Source organism: Pseudomonas sp. JAI111 (assembly GCF_024809425.1).
Taxonomy (GTDB): domain Bacteria; phylum Pseudomonadota; class Gammaproteobacteria; order Pseudomonadales; family Pseudomonadaceae; genus Aquipseudomonas.
In genome coordinates this window covers 705,991-725,213 of record NZ_JANUCB010000001.1, presented here as the reverse complement: position 1 = coordinate 725,213, position 19,223 = coordinate 705,991, and the positions used below count along the sequence as shown (strand labels likewise).

At 59.1% G+C, this 19,223-nt stretch carries 15 protein-coding genes; 5 read left to right on the top strand and 10 right to left on the bottom strand.

From position 1 onward, the window contains the following. Positions 1-17: 17 nt before the first annotated feature. Both HNR03_RS03390 and HNR03_RS03385 read right to left on the bottom strand, forming a co-directional pair. Entirely contained in the window at positions 18-413 is a 396-nt protein-coding gene (locus HNR03_RS03390) for a hypothetical protein (protein WP_259150867.1), read from the bottom strand. Further along, positions 410-5,272: an RHS repeat-associated core domain-containing protein gene (locus HNR03_RS03385; protein ID WP_259150865.1), complete on the bottom strand. Its 4,863-nt coding sequence runs from the start codon at positions 5,270-5,272 to the stop codon at positions 410-412. The genes HNR03_RS03390 and HNR03_RS03385 overlap by 4 nt, the downstream gene beginning before the upstream one ends. A gap of 252 nt (positions 5,273-5,524) precedes the next feature. Here HNR03_RS03385 and HNR03_RS03380 point away from each other — a divergent pair, with 252 nt between their 5' ends. After that, positions 5,525-6,220, top strand: coding sequence for an HAD-IA family hydrolase (locus HNR03_RS03380; RefSeq protein WP_259150863.1), 696 nt, complete (start codon positions 5,525-5,527; stop codon positions 6,218-6,220). Positions 6,221-6,279: 59 nt separating this feature from the next. Here HNR03_RS03380 and HNR03_RS03375 read toward each other — a convergent pair whose 3' ends face one another. Next, positions 6,280-7,026 carry a 3-oxoacyl-ACP reductase family protein gene (locus HNR03_RS03375; protein ID WP_222585391.1) on the bottom strand — a complete coding sequence of 249 codons (747 nt, stop codon included), beginning with the start codon at positions 7,024-7,026 and terminating at the stop codon, positions 6,280-6,282. A 126-nt stretch (positions 7,027-7,152) separates the two neighbouring features. Between HNR03_RS03375 and HNR03_RS03370 the strand changes: the two genes are divergently transcribed. Continuing rightward, the gene (locus HNR03_RS03370) at positions 7,153-8,076 is read left to right on the top strand and encodes a LysR family transcriptional regulator (protein WP_222585392.1); all 924 of its coding nucleotides are present in this window, start codon (positions 7,153-7,155) and stop codon (positions 8,074-8,076) included. Between the two features lie 35 nt (positions 8,077-8,111). Here the strand turns inward: HNR03_RS03370 and HNR03_RS03365 are convergent, their stop codons facing one another. The 3 genes from HNR03_RS03365 to HNR03_RS03355 form a co-directional block, all read right to left on the bottom strand. After that, positions 8,112-8,840, bottom strand: coding sequence for an aspartate/glutamate racemase family protein (locus HNR03_RS03365; RefSeq protein ID WP_259150855.1), 729 nt, complete (start codon positions 8,838-8,840; stop codon positions 8,112-8,114). A 57-nt stretch (positions 8,841-8,897) separates the two neighbouring features. Further along, a complete protein-coding gene (locus HNR03_RS03360; protein WP_259150853.1) occupies positions 8,898-10,433 on the bottom strand; it encodes an NCS1 family nucleobase:cation symporter-1 in 1,536 nt (511 codons plus the stop codon). 573 nt (positions 10,434-11,006) lie between these two features. Further along, positions 11,007-11,747, bottom strand: coding sequence for a phosphoadenylyl-sulfate reductase (locus tag HNR03_RS03355; protein WP_008042297.1), 741 nt, complete (start codon positions 11,745-11,747; stop codon positions 11,007-11,009). A 173-nt stretch (positions 11,748-11,920) separates the two neighbouring features. On the opposite strand from HNR03_RS03355, the gene thrH reads away from it, so the two are divergent. Continuing rightward, positions 11,921-12,538 (top strand): bifunctional phosphoserine phosphatase/homoserine phosphotransferase ThrH, encoded by a 618-nt coding sequence (gene thrH, locus HNR03_RS03350; protein ID WP_259150847.1) that lies wholly within the window; start codon positions 11,921-11,923, stop codon positions 12,536-12,538. 152 nt (positions 12,539-12,690) lie between these two features. Here thrH and pabB read toward each other — a convergent pair whose 3' ends face one another. The 4 genes from pabB to HNR03_RS03330 form a co-directional block, all read right to left on the bottom strand. Then, positions 12,691-14,028, bottom strand: a complete 1,338-nt coding sequence (gene pabB, locus HNR03_RS03345; protein WP_259150845.1) for an aminodeoxychorismate synthase component I — start codon at positions 14,026-14,028, stop codon at positions 12,691-12,693. Positions 14,029-14,218: 190 nt separating this feature from the next. Continuing rightward, positions 14,219-15,205, bottom strand: a complete 987-nt coding sequence (locus tag HNR03_RS03340; RefSeq protein WP_259150844.1) for an alpha-L-glutamate ligase-like protein — start codon at positions 15,203-15,205, stop codon at positions 14,219-14,221. Next, positions 15,205-16,740 (bottom strand): inactive transglutaminase family protein, encoded by a 1,536-nt coding sequence (locus tag HNR03_RS03335; RefSeq protein ID WP_259150841.1) that lies wholly within the window; start codon positions 16,738-16,740, stop codon positions 15,205-15,207. The genes HNR03_RS03340 and HNR03_RS03335 overlap by 1 nt, the downstream gene beginning before the upstream one ends. A gap of 5 nt (positions 16,741-16,745) precedes the next feature. Continuing rightward, positions 16,746-17,282: an ATP-dependent zinc protease gene (locus tag HNR03_RS03330; protein WP_046047911.1), complete on the bottom strand. Its 537-nt coding sequence runs from the start codon at positions 17,280-17,282 to the stop codon at positions 16,746-16,748. A 301-nt stretch (positions 17,283-17,583) separates the two neighbouring features. On the opposite strand from HNR03_RS03330, the gene HNR03_RS03325 reads away from it, so the two are divergent. Together HNR03_RS03325 and prpB are read left to right on the top strand one after the other, a co-directional pair. After that, positions 17,584-18,303, top strand: coding sequence for a GntR family transcriptional regulator (locus HNR03_RS03325; RefSeq protein WP_197678949.1), 720 nt, complete (start codon positions 17,584-17,586; stop codon positions 18,301-18,303). Continuing rightward, entirely contained in the window at positions 18,300-19,190 is an 891-nt protein-coding gene (gene prpB / locus HNR03_RS03320) for a methylisocitrate lyase (RefSeq protein WP_008146328.1), read from the top strand. Before HNR03_RS03325 ends, prpB begins: the two co-directional genes overlap by 4 nt. Positions 19,191-19,223: the final 33 nt, after the last annotated feature.

The window sequence follows — 19,223 nt, the reverse complement described above, 5'->3', positions numbered from 1 at the left end:
TTTGGTTTGTAAAGTATTTAGTGTTTTTCTGTTTCAATCCATTTTCTAAAGTATGTTTGCTGTTCCTTCGGGTCGTTAGTTAGGTTGTTTTCTTCATAATCAAATATGTAGACTACATCGCTGAGGTCCGGTGTTTGGCCTAAAGTCAGTTCATATGCTTTTAGTCCAAGGGACATTTGGGATGACATACTGGATGGATGTACGTTTACCTTTGCGCCTTTGCAAAGAAAGTTTATATCTGAGTTGTCTTCTCTAATGCGAGCAAAGCATCTATAAAAATCACTGTCTGAGTATGTTTTGCAAAATCCATTCTGCATTGTGAATTTAATTGTGACATTTTCGTTGTCGCAGTCTAATTGAGCAACCTCTTTTCTTCCGTTTCTCTCAATCGTAATTTCAACGGTCCGTATCATTTTTGCACCTTTCTATTCGGGTTTGGTATTGAGTAGCCGAATTCTTTCCCGTTATCAAGTATCAGTGTTGCTCCGAGTACATCTTCATTTCTTATATGTTTTTTTATGGCAATCTCTTTTTCTTTATCAAATAAATACAGTGCTCCTAACTCTTTCTTTAAGTCGTGGCCCGGAATTTTGTTGAGTGTATATAGGTAACCTATTTTTGTGTGATACCCAGTAGCGAATTGTTTTCCCGCCTCTCTAGATGTCGATGTGCTAATAAAATTGCTTGGCGGATGATCGCTATCTATAGAGTGAAGTAACAAGTCATTACTTTTCCCTTTGCTATTGAAACCAGTTTCAAACACATCATGAGGCTCTCTCTCATCGCCACGATATAGGTAATCTTCCTCTTCTTTTGGCTTTGGTAGTACTGGATCGGGATCGTTGGTCGCTGCCTTATTAGTCTCAACTTCATCCCCAAACGAAGGCTTGCGACACCCATCCCCCCCAGGACACTCACTCAACCCCAACGGATCAACCCACCCCGTCGGGTTCCTTGTGTACTGATACCCGTTTAACCCACCTGCCAATCCACTCGGATCCGGCGTCAGATACCGCCCCACATCCGGGTTGTAATAACGATGTCGGTTGTAATGCAGCCCCGTCTCGGCATCGAAATATTGCCCCTGAAACCGCAACGGCTGATCCAGCACCTGATGGGTATCGCGGTTGAGTCGGGTCAGGCGGCCATACGCGGTGTATTGCGCGGCCCAGATGATGTCGCCGCTGTAGTCGGTCAGTTCTTGGGGCGTGCCGAGGTGGTCGAGTTGGTAGTAGAACGGGCAGGCCTTGCGCGGGCCTTTGCCGTCTAGCATGGCCAGTGGGCGGAAGCTGCCGGGTTCGTAGACGTAGCTACGGTAGTGTTCGTGGCCGCTTTCGGCGACGAGGTGGTCGCCTTGCCAGAAGAACTCGGTGGTTTTGCCGTCGACGGTCTTGGCGATGCGGCGGCCGAAGGCGTCGTAGCGATAGCTGGAGCAACGACCGTCCGGTGTCGTGACACCGATGAGCCGGTGCTGGCAGTCGTAACGGTATTCGGTGACGAGTTTTTGCGCGGTGCCGCGGCGTTCGCGGATCAGGTTGCCGAAGGCGTCGTAGTCGTAATGGCGGTCGCCTTGCATGCGCAGGCGGTTACCAACAACCTTCGCGATACCGGGACGGTCCTGCATCAGCAGGTTGCCGGCCGGGTCGTGGGCGAAGCTTTCCGGCGGCTGGTCGCGCAAGTGACGGACGCGGATCAGGCGGTTGAGCGGGTCGTAGGTGTAGTTGCGTTGGCCGTGACGGGTGTCGGCGATGCTGTCGAGATTGCCGTTGGTGCTGTAGGCATAGTCGCGGCGGTACAACGCTTGGTGCTGCTGACTGACTGAGTGAGCCTTCAGGCGACCCTGATCGTCGTAGGCATAGTCGCTGAGCAACTGGCCTTGCTGGCGTTGTCGTTCGCGACCGAAGACGAACTGGTGGGTCGTGAGCCGCGCGCCGTTGAGGTCGATGGCGGTGAGTGCGCCGCCCTTGGCGTGGTGATAATCGAGTTTGCTGCCGTCGGGCAGACGCAGATGGTTGAGCTGGCCACAGGCGTCGTAGGCATAACGCAACGTGCCCCAGCCCTGATGCTCGGTGATCAGGCGATCCTGTTGGTCGTACGCGAATTCCAGCGGATGGTCGTGGCCATCGTCGACGCTGACCAATCGGCCGAGGCTGTCGTAGCGGTATTGGACCTTGACGCCATCGGGCAGTTTTTTGACCAACAGGCGTCCAGCGGCATCCCGTTGATAACTTGTAAAAAGCTGCGTGCCGTCATCGCCAAACTCGGTTTTCTCCAGCAGATGGCCGTTGAGGTCGTAGGCGTACGCCGTGCGTTGACCATCAAATCCGGTTTCCTGTCGGATCAAGCCGCCGGGGGTGTAGTCCAGCCGATATTGTTCGCCGGATTCGTTTTCGATTTCCGTGAGCAACAACTGCGCGTTGTCGTAGCGATACTTCAGCTCGGTGCCGTCCGCGTTGAGGCGGCAGCTGACCAGGTGCAGATCGTCGAGGTATTCGTAACGCGTGACGCGGCCCAGCTCGTCGCGTTCGGCGGTGATCTTGCCGTAGGCGTTGTAGCTGTAAGCACGACTTGCGCCGGTCGGCAGCGTCGTCTGGATCAGTCGGCCGACGGCGTCCCATTGGTATTTCGTAACAGCGCCATGCTCGTCCTGACGGGTAAGCTGCCGCCCCAGTGCATCGTAGGAAAAGCGCCGTTGACCACCGTCCGGCAAGGTCTCTTCGAGCAGTTGCCCTAAGGCGTTCCAGACGAACACATGCCGGCTGGTATCCGGGTAACGGATCGACAGCACCCGCCCTTGAGCGTCGTAGTGATAGTGGGTGACCTGCCCGTCAGGATCGATGGCTTCGGTAACGTCACCTTGGGCATTGCGCCGCCAGGTCCACACCGCTTCACCGCGATAACGCGCATGCAGGAAACCGTTGCGATACTCGTAGGACGTTGGCTCCTCTTCCGGTGGAATCAGCGCCACCAGCCGTCCGACTTCGTCGTAGCGGTATTCGGTCACCGCGCCCAGCGGACCCTGCTCGGCAATCAACCGCCCCTGGTCGTCGTAGGCCTTGAGCTGTTCGCCGCCGTCCAGCTCAACCCGCCGCACCAGCCGCGCCTTATCGTCATGGACATAAAACTCTTCGCTGCCATCGACGTTTTTAACCAACACCGCGCCGTCGTCATCCCAGGCATAACGCGTATCCATCTGCGCAAACGAAGCCCAATGCCGCACACATCGCGCCGCCTTGCCGGACCGTTCCCACTCCCAGAAGAAACTCGCCCCACCGGCCAGTTGCCGCTGCAGAATGACGTGGTGATCGTCGTAGTCGTAGCGCTCGCTTTCACCGGCGGCGTTGGTGGCTTCGATCAGTCGCTGACGGGCGTCGTAGCGATAAGTAGCCAGCGTTTGCTCGGTACGCCAGGCGTTTTCAGGTGCGTCGGAACTGAATGACTGATACTCGACCGCGACGATGTGCCGGCGCTCATAACGCAGCAGCAGTGACCGACCTGCACCGTTGTCGATCCGCTGAATGCGCCCCTGACCGTCGCGGGTGATGCGCAGTCGGTTGTTGTAGGCGTCACTGATCGCGGTCAGGCAACCGCTTTGAAAGTGGTAAAACCGCACGGCTTCGCCAGCCAGCGCGAGCACCCATTCTTCAGGCTGATCCCCCAGATAAATCGCCGCGCGCGACAGGCTGTTGTGAATGGCCGGGCGCTCGGCGCTTGGTAGCGGAAACCTCGTGCGACGATTTTCATGATCGATCCAGACGACGTGTTCTGCGCCCAGCTCCAGCCGATGCGCCAGCGAATGACTCCAGCCCCAGCCCAGCCCGCAATCAATTTCCACGGCGCTGGTACGGTAGAGGCGTGTAAACGCGAATGGCAGCAAACCGTTGAGCGAGCCGTCATCAAGGGTCAGCAACTCTTCGCCGGTGACCATCGACACCGGGCAGCCGTTGGTGCAGGTCAGCGGCCCACAATCGGCGCTGTCGCCATTGGGATTTTTCGCCTGCTCGGGGGCGTCATCCCGGTGTTCCTGCCGGGTCAATCGAGTCATGGCTGCGGACTTGTCGCGAGCAATGGCGACCGGGTTGTTCACCAGCAACACCGGCGTGCCGCCCGTGCTGATTTGCAACGGCACCGCGGGCGCGGGGTTCACCGATGCTTTTCGAGCGTGGACCGCGAGAGGTTTGAGAACGCCGGCGTGGTCAGTCAGGTCGGATCGGGTGCCGAGCGCCGCCAGTCTCAGGCTCGCGGCGGCCAGCCAGTTTCGCGCACGGTCCGATTTGACCTTGTCCAGGACCTTGGCGCTGATGCCGAGCGTCAGTCCTGCGTTACCGCTGAAGCGCGCCAGCAGCAATCCAATCAGTATTCCGGTACGAATTTCTGCCACGACTTCGGCGACGAACTGCGGCGGTAACATCCGCAACCAACTGGTGATGGCGGCGAGATGAATGAACATCAGCGGCTCGTCACTCAACACCAGCAACAGGTTGGCAATCGATTCAGCCGAAGCGTTCAGCAGTGTTTCAAGTTCGGTTTCGGTCAGGTACTCAAGGAGTTTTTGGCTGTTGGCTTGCAGGTCCGTGATCAGCGCGTAGATCTGCTTCACGTCATCCCACAAGCTGTTCAGCGAATTCTCGAAACCGCGCCAATCGGCCTGTTGCAGCTGACCGTAGCGTTTGATGAATCCGGCCTCAGCGAATTCGGCCCACGAGGATTCGAATTCGCTGGTCCACTCGTTACGCAACCAGCCTTCCAGATCGACGATGACGCTTTGATAGGAGGCATAGAGCGCTTTGACATGTGCCGCGGAAACGTTCGGAAAGAAGGTGATTCGATACCGCAGGCTGCGGTCGCACTCGGGGATTTCGAGGACGCCGCTGGGGCCGATCTGGTGATAGACCGGCTCGCCAAATGTACCGTCAGAGGCCAACGGCTCAAGCATCACCGGCGTATCGCCGATCGGCACAAAACGCGCCGCGTCGAACATGTGCACCAAGGTCAGGGGACCGGCGGCCGGGCACGCGGCGACGGTGGCGCTGACGGGAGTGGTGGCGGTTTTTGGCGCGACCAGGCGGACTTCGTTACCGACCTTTAACACCTGCTCGATATCCAGTGCCTTGCCGGTCCAGAAGCTTTGCGCCCAGGCATCGTAGTCATTGAGGCAGAGCCGAAAATCAGCGAGCAGCGCTTCGACATCCGGCTTCTCGGGGTCCATCGCGGCGACCACCAGAAGGCCGATGGCGTTATTCAAGGCCAGTACCTTGTCCGGTACGAACATTCGCAGTCCCTCGCGCAGATCAAATTTGAGCGCGAGACTTTGCTTGGGATCAGCGGCTAAAGAAGTCGGGAAAGGAGGCGTTTTATGTAGGGGAAATCGCTAAATGACGACGAGCGCTTTTTGTTTCCGTGAGGCATTGCCCGTTGCCCAATGCCAGCGACGCTCGTTATGCTGCTGAATCCTTTAATCGATCACGGACCCGGCCGTACCTGCGCCGCCTCTGGGATGTCAGTAAAAAACGGATCCGATGCGATGAATGCAACGCTCAATGAGTTCGGCCCGATCAAGGCCGTGATTTTCGACATGGATGGCTTGCTGCTGGACACCGAGGGCATTTATACCCAGGTGACCGCGCAAATTGCCGCGCGGTATGGCCGGGTCTTCGACTGGAGCATCAAGCAGAACATCATCGGTCGTGGCGCGGGTGATCTGGCGCGTTATGTGGTCGAGGCCCTGGACCTGCCGATTACTGCCGAAGAGTTTCTGGTGATCCGCGAGCCACTGATGCGCGAGCTTTTTCCGACCGCGTTGGCGATGCCCGGCGCCGAAGAACTGGTCCGGCACTTGAAGGCTCACAACATTCCCATTGCGGTCGGCACCAGTTCTTCGAGTCAGTCGTTTGGTCAGAAAACCACGTTGCACCGCGATTGGTTCGCGCTGTTCGATTTCGTCGTGACAGCTGACGACCCGGAAGTGGGCGCGGCCAAACCGGCGCCGGACATCTTCCTGACGGCAGCACGGCGCCTGGGCGTTGCGCCTGCAGATTGCCTGGTGTTTGAAGATTCACCCTTCGGTGTCACGGCGGCGAAAGCGGCGGGGATGACCGCGATTGCGATTCCGGACGCAGCGATGGCTGACGAAAAGTACGCACACGCCGATGGCATTCTTCGTACGCTGAAGGCGTTCATACCGAGCGCTTGCGGTTTGCCGGCGCTTGAGTGGGCATAAAGCAGCAGACACAAAAACGCCGGCAGATTTGCCGGCGTTTTTTTTTGCGGTTTAAAGCATCAGGCGCCAAAACCACCGTCGATGGTCAGGCTGGCGCCGGTGATGTAGCCGGCTTCCGGACCTACCAGGTAGGCAACAAAACTGGCGATTTCTTCAGCTTTACCATAGCGACCCACTGCCATCAACGGGATCAGGCTCTCGGCGAAGTCACCGCTGGCCGGGTTCATGTCGGTGTCGACCGGGCCCGGTTGTACGTTGTTGATGGTGATGCCGCGCGGGCCCAGGTCGCGCGCCAGGCCTTTGGTCAGACCGACCAGTGCCGATTTGCTCATGGCGTACGGGCCACCACCGGCGAAGGGCATGCGGTCGGCGTTGGTGCTGCCGATGTTGATGATGCGACCGCCTTCAGTCATGTGTTTTGCGGCGGCCTGGGTAGCGACGAACACGCTGCGCACGTTGATGGCCAGGGTTTGGTCGAAGTCTTCGAGTTTGAAATCTTCCAGCGGTGCAACGGCCAGCACGCCGGCGTTGTTGACCAGGATATCGAGGCGACCGAAGGCTTTGACGGTGGCGTTGACGGCATTACGAATGGCCTCGGCGTCGGCGCTGTCGGCCTTGATGGCCAGGGCTTTACCGCCATTGGCAATGAGGCTGTTTTGCAGTTCTTCGGCTTTGGCGGTGGAGCTGACGTAAGTGAAGGCAACGGTCGCGCCTTCAGCGGCCAGACGTTTGACGATGGCGGCGCCGATTCCGCGGGACCCGCCTTGAATCAAAGCCACTTTGCCGCTGAGGTTATGAGTAGTCATATCGATCTCCAGAGTCCCGAGGCGAGATTGTCTCGGTTGATGGAGCCTAGTATCGATTCAGGATTACCCGCTGAGTAGACGGTTATTGCGATAGTCTGTGTAAACCAAAAGTTTATAGTGGTGCTTATGGAAACCTTCAGCAGTATCGAATGCTTCGTGCGCAGCGCCGAAGTCGGAAGTTTTGCCGAAGCCGCGCGGCGCCTGAGCCTGACCCCGGCGGCGGTGGGCAAAAGTGTTGCAAAGCTTGAGGCTCGCCTCGGCGTGCGCCTGTTCCAGCGCAGCACGCGCAGCCTGACGCTGACCGAGGCCGGGCAGCTGTTTCTCGGCGAAGTCAGTTCCAGCCTGCTCACGATTCAGAATGCCGTGGCCAACCTGGCGAGCGCTGAAGGGCGCCCGGCGGGAACGCTGAAGGTCAGCATGGGCACGGTGTTCGGGCGTTTGTATGTGGTGCCGTTGCTGGGCGAATTTCTACGACGGTTTCCGGCAATCAGCCCGGACTGGCATTTCGATAACCGCCAGGTGGATTTGATTGCGCAGGGGTTCGACGCGGCGATTGGCGGCGGTTTTGAACTGCCGCAAGGCGTGGTTGCGCGCAAGCTGACGCCGGCGCATCGGGTGTTGGTGGCGTCGACTGATTATCTGGAGGGGCGGCAGGCGATCCTTGAGCCTGAAGATCTCACGGATCACGATGGCATCCTGATTCGGTCGCCGCAGACAGGGCGCGTGCGTTCCTGGCAGTTGACCAGTCGTACCCGGCAAAACAGCCCGCTGACGCTCAAGGCGCGAATGACCATGAGCGATTCGGAGGCCGCTTGTGCGACGGCGGCCCAGGGGTTGGGCATTGCATTAGTGAGCATGCCGTTTGCGTCCGTTTATCTGGAGGCCGGGACATTGCAGCGGGTGTTGCCGGACTGGTATGTCGACGATGGCAACATTTCCATCTATTACGCGGAACACAAACTGCTGCCCGGCAAGACCCGGGCGTTTGTGGATTTCATCATTGAGCAGTTTGCGCAACAGGGGTTGGTGCAGCGGTTCAGTGCGGTTTGAGCCTGGCTTGAGACCGCTCCATCGTTCATCGCGGTCTACCTGCCAAACCGTCCCGGCCAGCCAATGATGTTCTTGGGCCGCGGTGTCGCATACGTCCGCACTTTCGATGTCGACAATCCAAGGCGTACCAACGACTCGGCAATCGTCACCGCCGCCGTCACGCCATCCACCACTGGAACCCCGGTGCGCTGGCGGATCTGCTCGTCCAGCCCGGCCATCCCGCCACAACCCAGGCAGATCACCTCGGCCTTGTCCTCAAGCACGGCCAGTTCCGCCTGACGCACAATCGCTTCCAGTGCCCGCTGCGGATCGGACTCCAGCTCCAGCACCGCCAAACCACTGGCCCGTACCGATGCGCAACGGTCCCACAGCCCGGACAGTTTCAGTCGGTCCTCAATCAGCGGCACGGTGCGGTCCAGGGTGGTGACCACCGAATAGGCATGGCCCAGGAACATCGCGGTGCCGGCGGCGGCGTCGGTGATGTCCACCACCGGCACGTTGAGCAGTTCCTGCAAACCTTCGCGACCGTGTTCGCCGTATCCGGCTTGAATCACCGCGTCGAATGGCTGGTCGTAGGCCATCACCCGGTCCATCACGGCAATGGCGGCCAGGTAGCTTTCGAAATTGCCTTCGATGGAGTCGGCACCGAAGTAGGGCGTCAGGCCGATGATTTCCGTCCCCGGTGCCGCCACTGCTTGAGCTGACCGGGCGATGGCCTGGGTGATGGATTCGGTGGTGTTGACGTTGACCACGAGAATTCGCATGGAAAATCCTTATAGCGCAAAGGTTCTGCAGCCCGACATCGCCGGGCCGTCACGGGATTAATGGCTGACGTTATCGACCGCGATGCTTTCACCGCTGACGTCGGCGTAGTGCGGCTGCCGTTTGGCAATGATCAGGTAGAGCATCCCTGCAATCGCGGCGCCAATCAGCCAGGAAAATGGCGACACGTAGTGGAAACCAGGCACCAGTGCCAGGACGATGGCGATCAACGCTGCAGGAATAAACGCCGCCACCGCGCGTAAATTGACCCCGCGGCTGTAGTAATAGGCGCCATTGGGATCTTCGCTGTACAACTGCGGCACGTTGACCTGGCCTTTTCGTACAAGCCAGTAATCGACCATGATCACGCCGTACAACGGCCCGAGCAGGGCGCCGAGGCCGGACAGGAAATACACGATCACCAGCGGGCTGTTGTAGAGGTTCCACGGCAAGATCAGCACGGCGATGGTCGCGCTGATCAACCCGGCGCGGCGGAAGGTCAGGTATTTCGGTGCCAGGTTGCTCAGCACAAACGCCGGGGCGACGAAGTTGGCCATGATGTTCACAGCCACGGTGACGATCAGGAACGCCAGGCAACCGAGCACCAGGAAGAAGGTGTTGGGGATCGAGGCGATGATCTCGGTCGGGCTTTCGATGATCCGGCCATTGATCTGAAATTGCGCACCGCAGAGCAGGACGGTGATGGCCGCGAATACCAGAATATTTACCGGCAGGCCCCAGAAATTTCCGACCTTGATGGTTTTTCGGCACGGCGAAGAACGGGCGAAGTCGCAGAAATTGAGGATCAGCGTGCCGTAGATCGCCAGCCACAACGCACCACCGGCAAAGATGTTGCGCCACATCTCACCACCGGTCAGCGGTTCGCGAATCGACCAGGCGATGGTGGCGTTGGCCTGGGTGTACATCCACCCGGCGAGGGCGGCGACGGTCAGCAGAATCACCGGTCCGGCGAACGCTTCGTAGCGCCGGACCATTTCCATGCCATAGGCAAGGATGCCCAGTTGCACCAGCCAGATGGCCACGAAACATACCCAGCCGAGGGTCGATAGACCCAGGATTGAGTCGTGGTCGTACTCGGCGAAGCCGGGATGCACCGCCGTCAGCAACACGCGAAAGACCACCGACGCCAGGTACGTCTGAATGCCGAACCAGGCGATGGCGATAACGGCGCGGATCAATGCAGGAATTTGCGCGCCATGAATGCCGAAACTGATCCGGCTGATCACCGGAAACGGCACGCCGGTCTTTTGGCCCATGTAGCCCGAGAGGTTCATGAAGCAATACACCAGCGCCGCGCCAATCCCTAGCGACAGCAGAATCTGCCAACCACCCAGGCCCAGCGCATACAGGCCGATGGCAAAGGAGTAGTTGGCGATGTTGTGCACATCGTTGGTCCACAGGGCAAAGATGCTGTAGCGACCCCAGCGTCGACCTTCGGCTTTGGTCGGCGCCAGGTCTTTGTTGTGCAGGCGCGGGCTGAGTAACACGGGTTCTTGAAAGGTTTGATCCTGAGCAGTGGTTGGGAAGGAGGGCAGATCCAGCGCGATGTTGTTATTGGAGGGGCTAGTACGCATTCCGGCAGGCTCCGAGCTTGGCGTCGCGATGACTGTGCATGAGCGTGAGCTCGACAAATCTTCGTCGCTGGCGGCAAGCATCATTGGTTACGGGGCATCTGCAGCCTGTACGGGATAGGGCGCTTCAGGCTTGCGGATCTAAAGTGTGTGTATGTTTTTGTACGATTGTATACAAAACATGTATGCACTTAAGCCAGATCCATGCCAGCTCTGAATCTATCAATTGCAGCGCTCATTTCGAATTGTTATTGAGGGTGGATAAGTGGTTGAAAAAAAAGCGATATAAATTGACCGATTGAACAGCTATTTATTTTTCAGCGAAGTGGGCGGGAAAACGCGACTGGGGAAGTCAGGAAAGGGCGCTGTAACTTTTTGGGGCGCATAAACAAAAAGTGCACACATAAATGGCACCTATGGTGACATTCGTGTGTACACATTTCTGAGAGGATCACACTGACCCTGTGGGAGCGAGCTTGCTCGCGATAGCGGTGTATCAGTCGACAAGAATGTTGAATGTCAGTCCGCATTCGCGAGCAAGCTCGATCCCACAGGGGATCTCCATAAGGCTCGGGATCAGGCCTTGGATTTGCTGATGATGTTCCCCGCATGCAACCCGCATTCTTTCTGCGTCGCTTCTTCCCACCACCAGCGGCCTTCACGTTCGTGCTGGTTCGGCAGTACCGGGCGGGTGCAGGGCTCGCAGCCGATGCTGATGAAGCCGCGTTCATGCAGGCTGTTGTACGGCAGTTCAAGCATGCGGATGTAACCCCAGATCTCTTCGCTGGTCATTTGCGCCAGCGGATTGAATTTGTACAGGGTACGTTCCGGGGTGGAGAAAGCGGTGTCGATTTCCAGCACGGCGACTGCACTGCGGGTTCCAGGGCTCTGGTCGCGGCGTTGGCCGGTGGCCCAGGCGGTCACGCCAGACAGCTTGCGACGCAGCGGCTCGATCTTGCGGATGCCGCAGCATTCGCCATGGCCGTCCTTGTAGAAACTGAACAGGCCCTTTTCCTTCACGAATGGTTCCAGTTTCGTGTAGTCCGGGGACACCAGTTCGATGTCGATCTTGTAGTGCTCTCGCACCTGATCGATGAAGCGGTAGGTCTCGGGGTGCAAACGGCCAGTGTCGAGGCTGAACACTTTGACGTTCTTGTTCAGCTTCCAGGCCATGTCCACCAGCACCACGTCCTCGGCGCCGCTGAAAGATATCCACAGGTCATCGCCAAACTCGGCAAACGCGAGTTTCAGGATGTCCTGGGCGGATTTGTTGGCATAGGTCGTGGCGAGTTCCACAACATCGAACGATGGGCTCATCAGGGCGGCTTCCTACAGGTCGGTGGCGCTGGGCGCTCTATATGGATGCGATGGTAACAAAATCCTGCAACCGCTGGCGCGCCCTCTGCGTTGCGCGCGCTTGCTTGAGTCGCTAGAGTTCGGCAGTCCTTTTGCTCGCTCGACTCAATAATCAATACAAATGGGAGTGTCTTGTGGAAATTGCCTGTCTGGATCTTGAAGGTGTGCTGGTCCCGGAAATCTGGATCGCCTTTGCCGAAAAAACCGGAATCGAATCCCTCAGGGCCACCACCCGGGACATTCCCGACTATGACGTGTTGATGAAGCAGCGCCTGCGGATTCTCGATGAGCACGGCTTGAAACTCACCGACATTCAGGACGTGATCGCCACGCTCAAGCCGCTGGACGGCGCCATCGAGTTCGTCAACTGGCTGCGTGAGCGGTTTCAGGTGGTGATTCTGTCGGACACGTTCTACGAGTTCTCCCAGCCGCTGATGCGTCAACTGGGGTTCCCGACGTTACTGTGCCATCGCCTGATTACCGATGATTCGGGGCGGGTGACAAGCTATCAGCTGCGTCAGAAAGATCCCAAGCGCCAGTCGGTCCTGTCGTTCAAGAGCCTCTACTACCGCGTGATTGCAGCGGGAGACTCCTACAACGACATCACGATGCTCGGTGAGGCGGATGCGGGGATTCTGTTTCATGCGCCGGACAACGTGATTCGCGAGTTTCCGCAGTTCCCGGCGGTGCACACCTTTGCGGATTTGAAGCAGGAGTTCATCAAGGCTTCCAACCGCGCGCTGACCTTGTAGTCGTCTTAGAAGACGCCGCTGATCGTTCCCACGTCGAGGCGTCGAACGCGTCTGCGTGGGAATGCTTCAATGGACGCTCTGCGTCCGCTCTGGGACGCGGAGCGTCCCGGGCTGCATTCCCACGCAGAGCGTGGGAACGATCAAGCCCGGAATCAAAGGTTTTGCAGGGTGTCGAGCAGGACTTTCACCTTGGTAATCGATTCCTGATACTCGGCCTGCCACTGCGAATCCGCGACGATCCCGCCACCGCCCCAGCAGCACACCTGCCCATCCTTGACCAACAAACTGCGAATCGCGATGGAGCTGTCCATCTCGCCACGCACGTCCAGATACAACAACGAACCGCAGTACAACCCGCGTCGGGTCGGCTCCAGCTCATCAATAATCTGCATGGCGCGAATCTTCGGCGCGCCGGTAATCGAGCCGCCCGGGAAACTGCCGGCAATCAGGTCCAGCGCGTCGCGGTCCTCCGCCAGTTCGCCGGTTACGCTGCTCACCAGGTGATGCACGTTCGGATAGCTTTCCAGGCTGAACAACTCCGGCACCCGCACCGAGCCGATGCGGCAGGTACGGCCCAGATCGTTGCGCAGCAGGTCGACGATCATCAGGTTTTCCGCGCGATCCTTGGGACTGGCCAGCAGTTCGGCGGCGTTCGCCGCGTCTTCGGCTGCAGTCAGTCCGCGGGGCCGAGTGCCTTTGATCGGGCGGGTTTCGACGTGGCGTTCGCTGACTTTAACGAAGCGCTCCGGCGACAGGCTCAACACCGCGCCGCCATCGGGCAGGCTCTGGAAGCCCGAAAACGGTGTCGGGCACGCCGCCCGCAGCGCGACATACGCGGCCCATGGATCACCGTGGCACTGAGCCCGAAAGCGCTGGGCGAAGTTGACCTGATAGCAGTCGCCGGCCTGGATGTAATGCTGAATGCGCTCCAGCGCGCTTCGATACTCGTCCGCACTCAGGTCGGCTTGCATCGGGGCTTTCAACTTGAAAGGCTCGACCACCGTAACCGCAGGCTGGCTGAACAACGTGATCAGGCGCTGACGTTCGCTGTCGATCAGCGAGGGGTGGAACACCAACTGACTGGTGCTCAACTGGTGATCGCTGATCAGTGCCCAGTCGTACAGGCCGAACCGCGCGTCGGGCAATTGCAGGTCGTCCTGCGCCTGACTCGGCAAATGCTCCAGATGCCGGCCGAAATCGTAGCTCAAATAGCCGATCAGGCCGCCCGCGAAGGGCAGGTCAAACGGGACGTCCGCTTCGCCCAGTTGTGTCAGCTTGTCGCGAAGACGTTGCAGGAACGCGCTGCCTTGCTCAGAGGGCAGCACCGCCAGTTGCTCCAGCGGCCACGCGCTGAGCAGGTCATATCGCCCACGATCAGCAGTGGGCCGGCCGCTGTCGAGCAGCACGGCGCCGGGAGCATGACGAATCGCCGCGAAGTACTCGGCGGGGTTGGCACGATAAGGCAGCGGATGTACGGAACAGGTCAGCATGGGCGGGGCAGATCAGCCATCGAGGCGGGGTGGCGATTGTAGTCCTCTGCAGGAATTGCTCCTAGAGGGGATTGATCGTTCCCACGCTCTGCGTGGGAATGCATCCCGTGACGCTCCGCGTCACAGGCGGACGCAGAGCGTCCGTGGCGGCGTTACCACGCAGAGCGTGGGAACGATCAGTGTGAGGGGATCAACCCTCAACCGCCGGAATATGCCCGAACATCTCCTGCACAAACTCTACTCGCTCGCGCACTGTCTCGGTCATCCCGCGGGCCTTCAATTCTTCGAGCCGCGCTTCCACCGCATGGGTGCGCAATGTCAGGCCGCAATCATTGGCAATCTGAATGTTCAGGCCAGGCCGGGCATTGAGCTCCAGGATCAGCGGGCCTTTTTCCTGATCGAGCACCATGTCGACGCCGATGTAACCCAGTCCGCACAGTTCATAGCAGCCGGCGGCGAGTTTCATGAAACCGTCCCAATAGGGCAGTTGCACGCCATCCACCGCGTTGGTGGTGTCCGGGTGTTTGGTGATGATGTTGTTCAGCCAGGTGCCGCGCAAGGTCTGTCCGGTCGCGAGGTCGACGCCAACGCCGATTGCACCCTGGTGCAGGTTGGCCTTGCCGCCGGACTGGCGCGTCGGCAAGCGCAGCATCGCCATCACCGGGTAGCCCATCAGCACGATGATGCGGATGTCCGGCACGCCTTCGTAGCTGATGCTTTTGAAGATCTGGTCGGGGATCACCCGGTATTCGATCAGCGCACGGTCGCGGTGACCGCCCAGGGAATACAAACCGGTGAGGATGCTCGAGACATGGTGCTCGAGTTCCTCATGGCTGAGGATCTTGCCGGACACCGTGCGATAACGGCCCTCGAAGCGGTCGGCAATCACAATGATGCCGTCACCGCCAGCGCCCTGGGCCGGCTTGATCACGAAGTCGTTGCGCCCGCCGATGATCGCGTCGAGGTTATCGATCTCCTTTTCGGTGGAGATGATGCCGTACAGCTCGGGCACATGAATGCCGGCGGCGATTGCGCGTTCCTTGGTGATGATCTTGTCATCGACGATCGGGTACAGGCTGCGCTTGTTGTACTTGAGCACGTAGTCCGCGTTGCGCCGATTGATGCCCATGATGCCCTGGGCTTCCAGGGCCTTCCAGGTCTTCCAGAAGCCGAACATCAGGCGTCAGCCTTCTTCAGGAAAGCCTTGAAACGCACCAGTTCGGTCAGGCGGTAGCCGCGATAGCGACCCATTGCCAGCATGAAGCCCACCAGGATCAGCAACACGGCCGGGAAGGTGAACACGAAGTAGATCAGCTCCGGCACGCTCATGATCAAGTGAGCCAGGGACGCGGCGAACAGCGTGCCGATGGCCACTTTCATGGCGTGCCCGGAACCGCGCTCTTCCCAGGTGATCGACAGGCGTTCGATGGTCATGGTCAGAATCACCATCGGGAACAACGCCACCGACAGCCCGCGTTCCAGCCCGAGTTTGTGGCTGAACAGGCTGATCGCCGCGATCAGTACGACCACGAACGTCAGCACCACCGAGAGCCGGGGCAGCATTTGCAACTTCAGGTGTTCAAGGTAGGAGCGCAGCGACAGGCCCAGCGCCGTGATCACGGTAAACAACACGATACCGAAGCCGAGCTGGGTTTCGCGGAAGGCGAGGGCGATCAGCACCGGGGTGAACGTGCCGAGGGTCTGCAGGCCGATCAGGTTGCGCAGGATCAGGATCACCAGCACGCCAATCGGGATCATCACCATGATCATGAAGGTCTGCTGGGTTTGCAGCGGCAGCCCGTACAGCGAGTATTCGAGGAAGTTGGCGTCGGTGTTTTCGTCGGTCAGCTTGGCCAGGCGAATCGCGTTCATTTCGCTGTTGTTCAGGCTGAACGTCACGTTGGCTTTTTTGCCGCCATCGACGGTGATCAGGTTTTCGTCGCCGGTCCACCACAGCAGGCGGTCGGTCGGCAGGCCTTGTTCGCCGGTTTCCGGGTTGAAGTACAGCCAGTCGGTGCCGTTGAAGCTGCGCAGCCAGAGTTCAGGCACTTGCGGCTGATCGGCCACCAGGCGGATGGTGTGGACCTTTTCCACCGGCACGTGGGCGATGGACAGTACCAGCTCGACGATTTTGGCTTTGTTGGGGGTGGACGTATCGCCGCCCAGCAGCAGCTTGACGTTGTCGTCGCTGAGATTGTTGACACGCTTGATCGCTTCGCCAACGAAGGTTTCGACGTCAGCCGAATGTTGGCGGATTGGTGCGAGCAGGGCTTCGGCGGCGACTTTTTCCGCGCCTTCGACGGCAATGCTGTCGCGGAAGGTCGGACCTTTGACTTTTGCTTTTTCGCCGGTGTAGCGCTTGGTCAACACCAGCCGGTAATACAGGGTCTGGTTGCCCTTGGCCCGACGCGCCGACCAGGTGACCTTGCGGTTGCCATCGACACGGTTTACGGCCACGCCGTAGTTATTGGAAATGAAGCTCTCATTGAGGCTGACGTAATCACGGCTCAGCGGTGGCACGAACATCTGGATCTTGACCGGGTCTTTGGCACTGGCGACGAACTCGACCTTGGCGTCGATGTTCCACAAGTCGTCCGTGGCGTCTTCGGTCACGGGAATGCCGAGCACGAAGATCTGATAGGCCGTAACTGAAATGCCCAGGACCACCAGGATGGCGATCAGCAATTTCAGATGGAGGGTAAGAGAGCGCATTGGAATTACTCTGCGGTATGTGCGTCGGTGGCGCAGGCGGGTTTGCCAGCAGCGTATTTAAGACTGGGGTCGACCAGCGCATCGAAGCGCTTGAGTGCTTCGGAGCCGATCAGGAGCGGGTATTGGAAGGCGCTTCTGTCGGTCAAGTTCACTTCGATGCTGCGCAAAGCCGAACCCATGCAGATATCCAGCTCGATCACCGGACGGGCCGTGTACTTCTTGCCTTCTTCCGGGTCGTAGTCGCCGGCGCGGCGCTTGATTTTGCTGACCCGGGCCAATGGCCGTTCGATCGGGTGCGAATGGGCGGCGTCGATGGCCAGGTAGAAACGCACCCAGGATTCGCCGTTACGCTTGAAACGTTTGATATCGCGGGCACTCAGGGACGCGGTTTTCGCCCCGGTGTCGAGTTTGGCGGCGACTTCCAGGTCGATGCCATCGAGAGATGCGTACTCATTGAGACCGTACACGGTCTTTTCCCCCGCCGCGGCGAAACCGGGCAGGCAAAGAAGATAAAGGAATGTCGGGAAGGGCTTGAGTCTCATAAATCCTGGTGCGCAGCGGTCCGTGTATCGATCAAGGCCCTGGCATTGCTGCGCAAGCTCCCTCGTATGCCTATCAGCTATTTATGACAAGCAGTGCAGATGTCACCGACAAATGCGGCCGGCATTCTAGCACGGTCGTTTTATGGCGCCAGCGCTGGCGGACGGCTATAAACAGTGGTGCTGCTTCGTTATGGTGCAGTCGGTTATTAGACGATTGTCGACAATATCTATTTATCCTTTGACTGTGACGCCTGTTTTCGCTAGTTTTTGCGGCACTAGCTTTCAAGGTGTCGACAATATGCTGGATCAACTCGATCCCCCGGTCATTGCCCAAGACGATTCGGAGACGCTTTCCGAAAACGTCTTTCGCCGCATTCAGGCGGCTATCGTCAAAGGCGAGATTGCCCCGGGCAGCAAGATCTCCGAGCCGGAACTGGCGCGTACTTATGGCATCAGCCGTGGACCGCTGCGCGAGGCGATTCACCGTCTCGAAGGCCAGCGCCTGCTGGTGCGGGTGCCGCATGTCGGGGCGCGGGTGGTTTCGCTGAGCCATGCCGAGCTGCTGGAGCTGTACGAAATTCGCGAATCCCTCGAAGGCATGGCCTGTCGCCTTGCGGCCGAGCGCATGACCCTCGAAGAAATCGACGAGCTGCGCCGGGTCCTCGAAACCCACGAGCGCGATGAGGCGTTTCAGGCGGGGCGAGGCTATTACCAGCAGGAGGGCGACTTCGACTTCCATTACCGGATCATTCAGGGCAGCGGCAACCGCACCCTGACGCAAATGCTCTGCGGCGAGCTTTATCAACTGGTGCGCATGTACCGCATCCAGTTTTCCACCACGCCCAATCGCCCGCATCAGGCCTTTGCCGAGCACCATCGAATTCTCGACGCCATCGCCGACCGTGACGGTGAGCTGGCCGAGTTGTTGATGCGCCGTCACATCGGCGCCTCCAAACGCAATATCGCCCGTCATTACCAGGACGGCGCGCACCAGACAGCCACAGAACGAGGTGAGTCATGAGTTCCAACAAGAGCACTCCAGGCCAGCGTTTCCGCGATGCGGTCGCCAGCGAACATCCGCTGCAAGTGGTCGGCGCGATCAACGCCAACCACGCACTGCTGGCCAAGCGCGCCGGTTTCAAGGCGATTTACCTGTCGGGTGGCGGGGTGGCTGCCGGCTCCCTCGGCGTGCCGGACCTGGGCATCACCGGCCTGGATGATGTGCTGACCGACGTGCGTCGCATCACCGACGTCTGCGACCTGCCGCTGCTGGTGGATGTGGACACCGGCTTCGGTTCCTCGGCGTTCAACGTTGCGCGCACCGTCAAGTCGATGATCAAGTTCGGCGCGGCGGCGATTCACATCGAAGACCAGGTGGGCGCCAAGCGCTGCGGTCACCGTCCCAATAAAGAAATCGTGTCGCTGCAGGAAATGGTCGACCGCATCAAGGCGGCCGTCGATGCGCGTACCGATGACAGCTTCGTGATCATGGCCCGCACCGACGCCCTGGCGGTCGAAGGCCTGGAGTCCGCCCTGGATCGCGCCGCCGCGTGCATCGAGGCCGGCGCCGACATGATCTTCCCGGAAGCCATCACCGAGCTGGACATGTACAAGCTGTTCGCCAGCCGCGTGAAAGCGCCGATCCTGGCCAACATCACCGAATTCGGCGCGACGCCGCTGTACACCACCGAGCAACTCGCCGCTGCCGACGTGTCGCTGGTGCTGTACCCGCTGTCGGCCTTCCGTGCGATGAACAAAGCCGCGGAAAACGTCTACACCGCGATCCGCCGCGACGGCACGCAACAGAACGTCATCGACACCATGCAGACTCGCATGGAGCTTTACGATCGCATCGACTATCACACCTTCGAGCAGAAGCTCGATGCGTTGTTTGCGGCGAAGAAGTAAGGCACCACTCAACAACTTGCCGATTCCCTAACA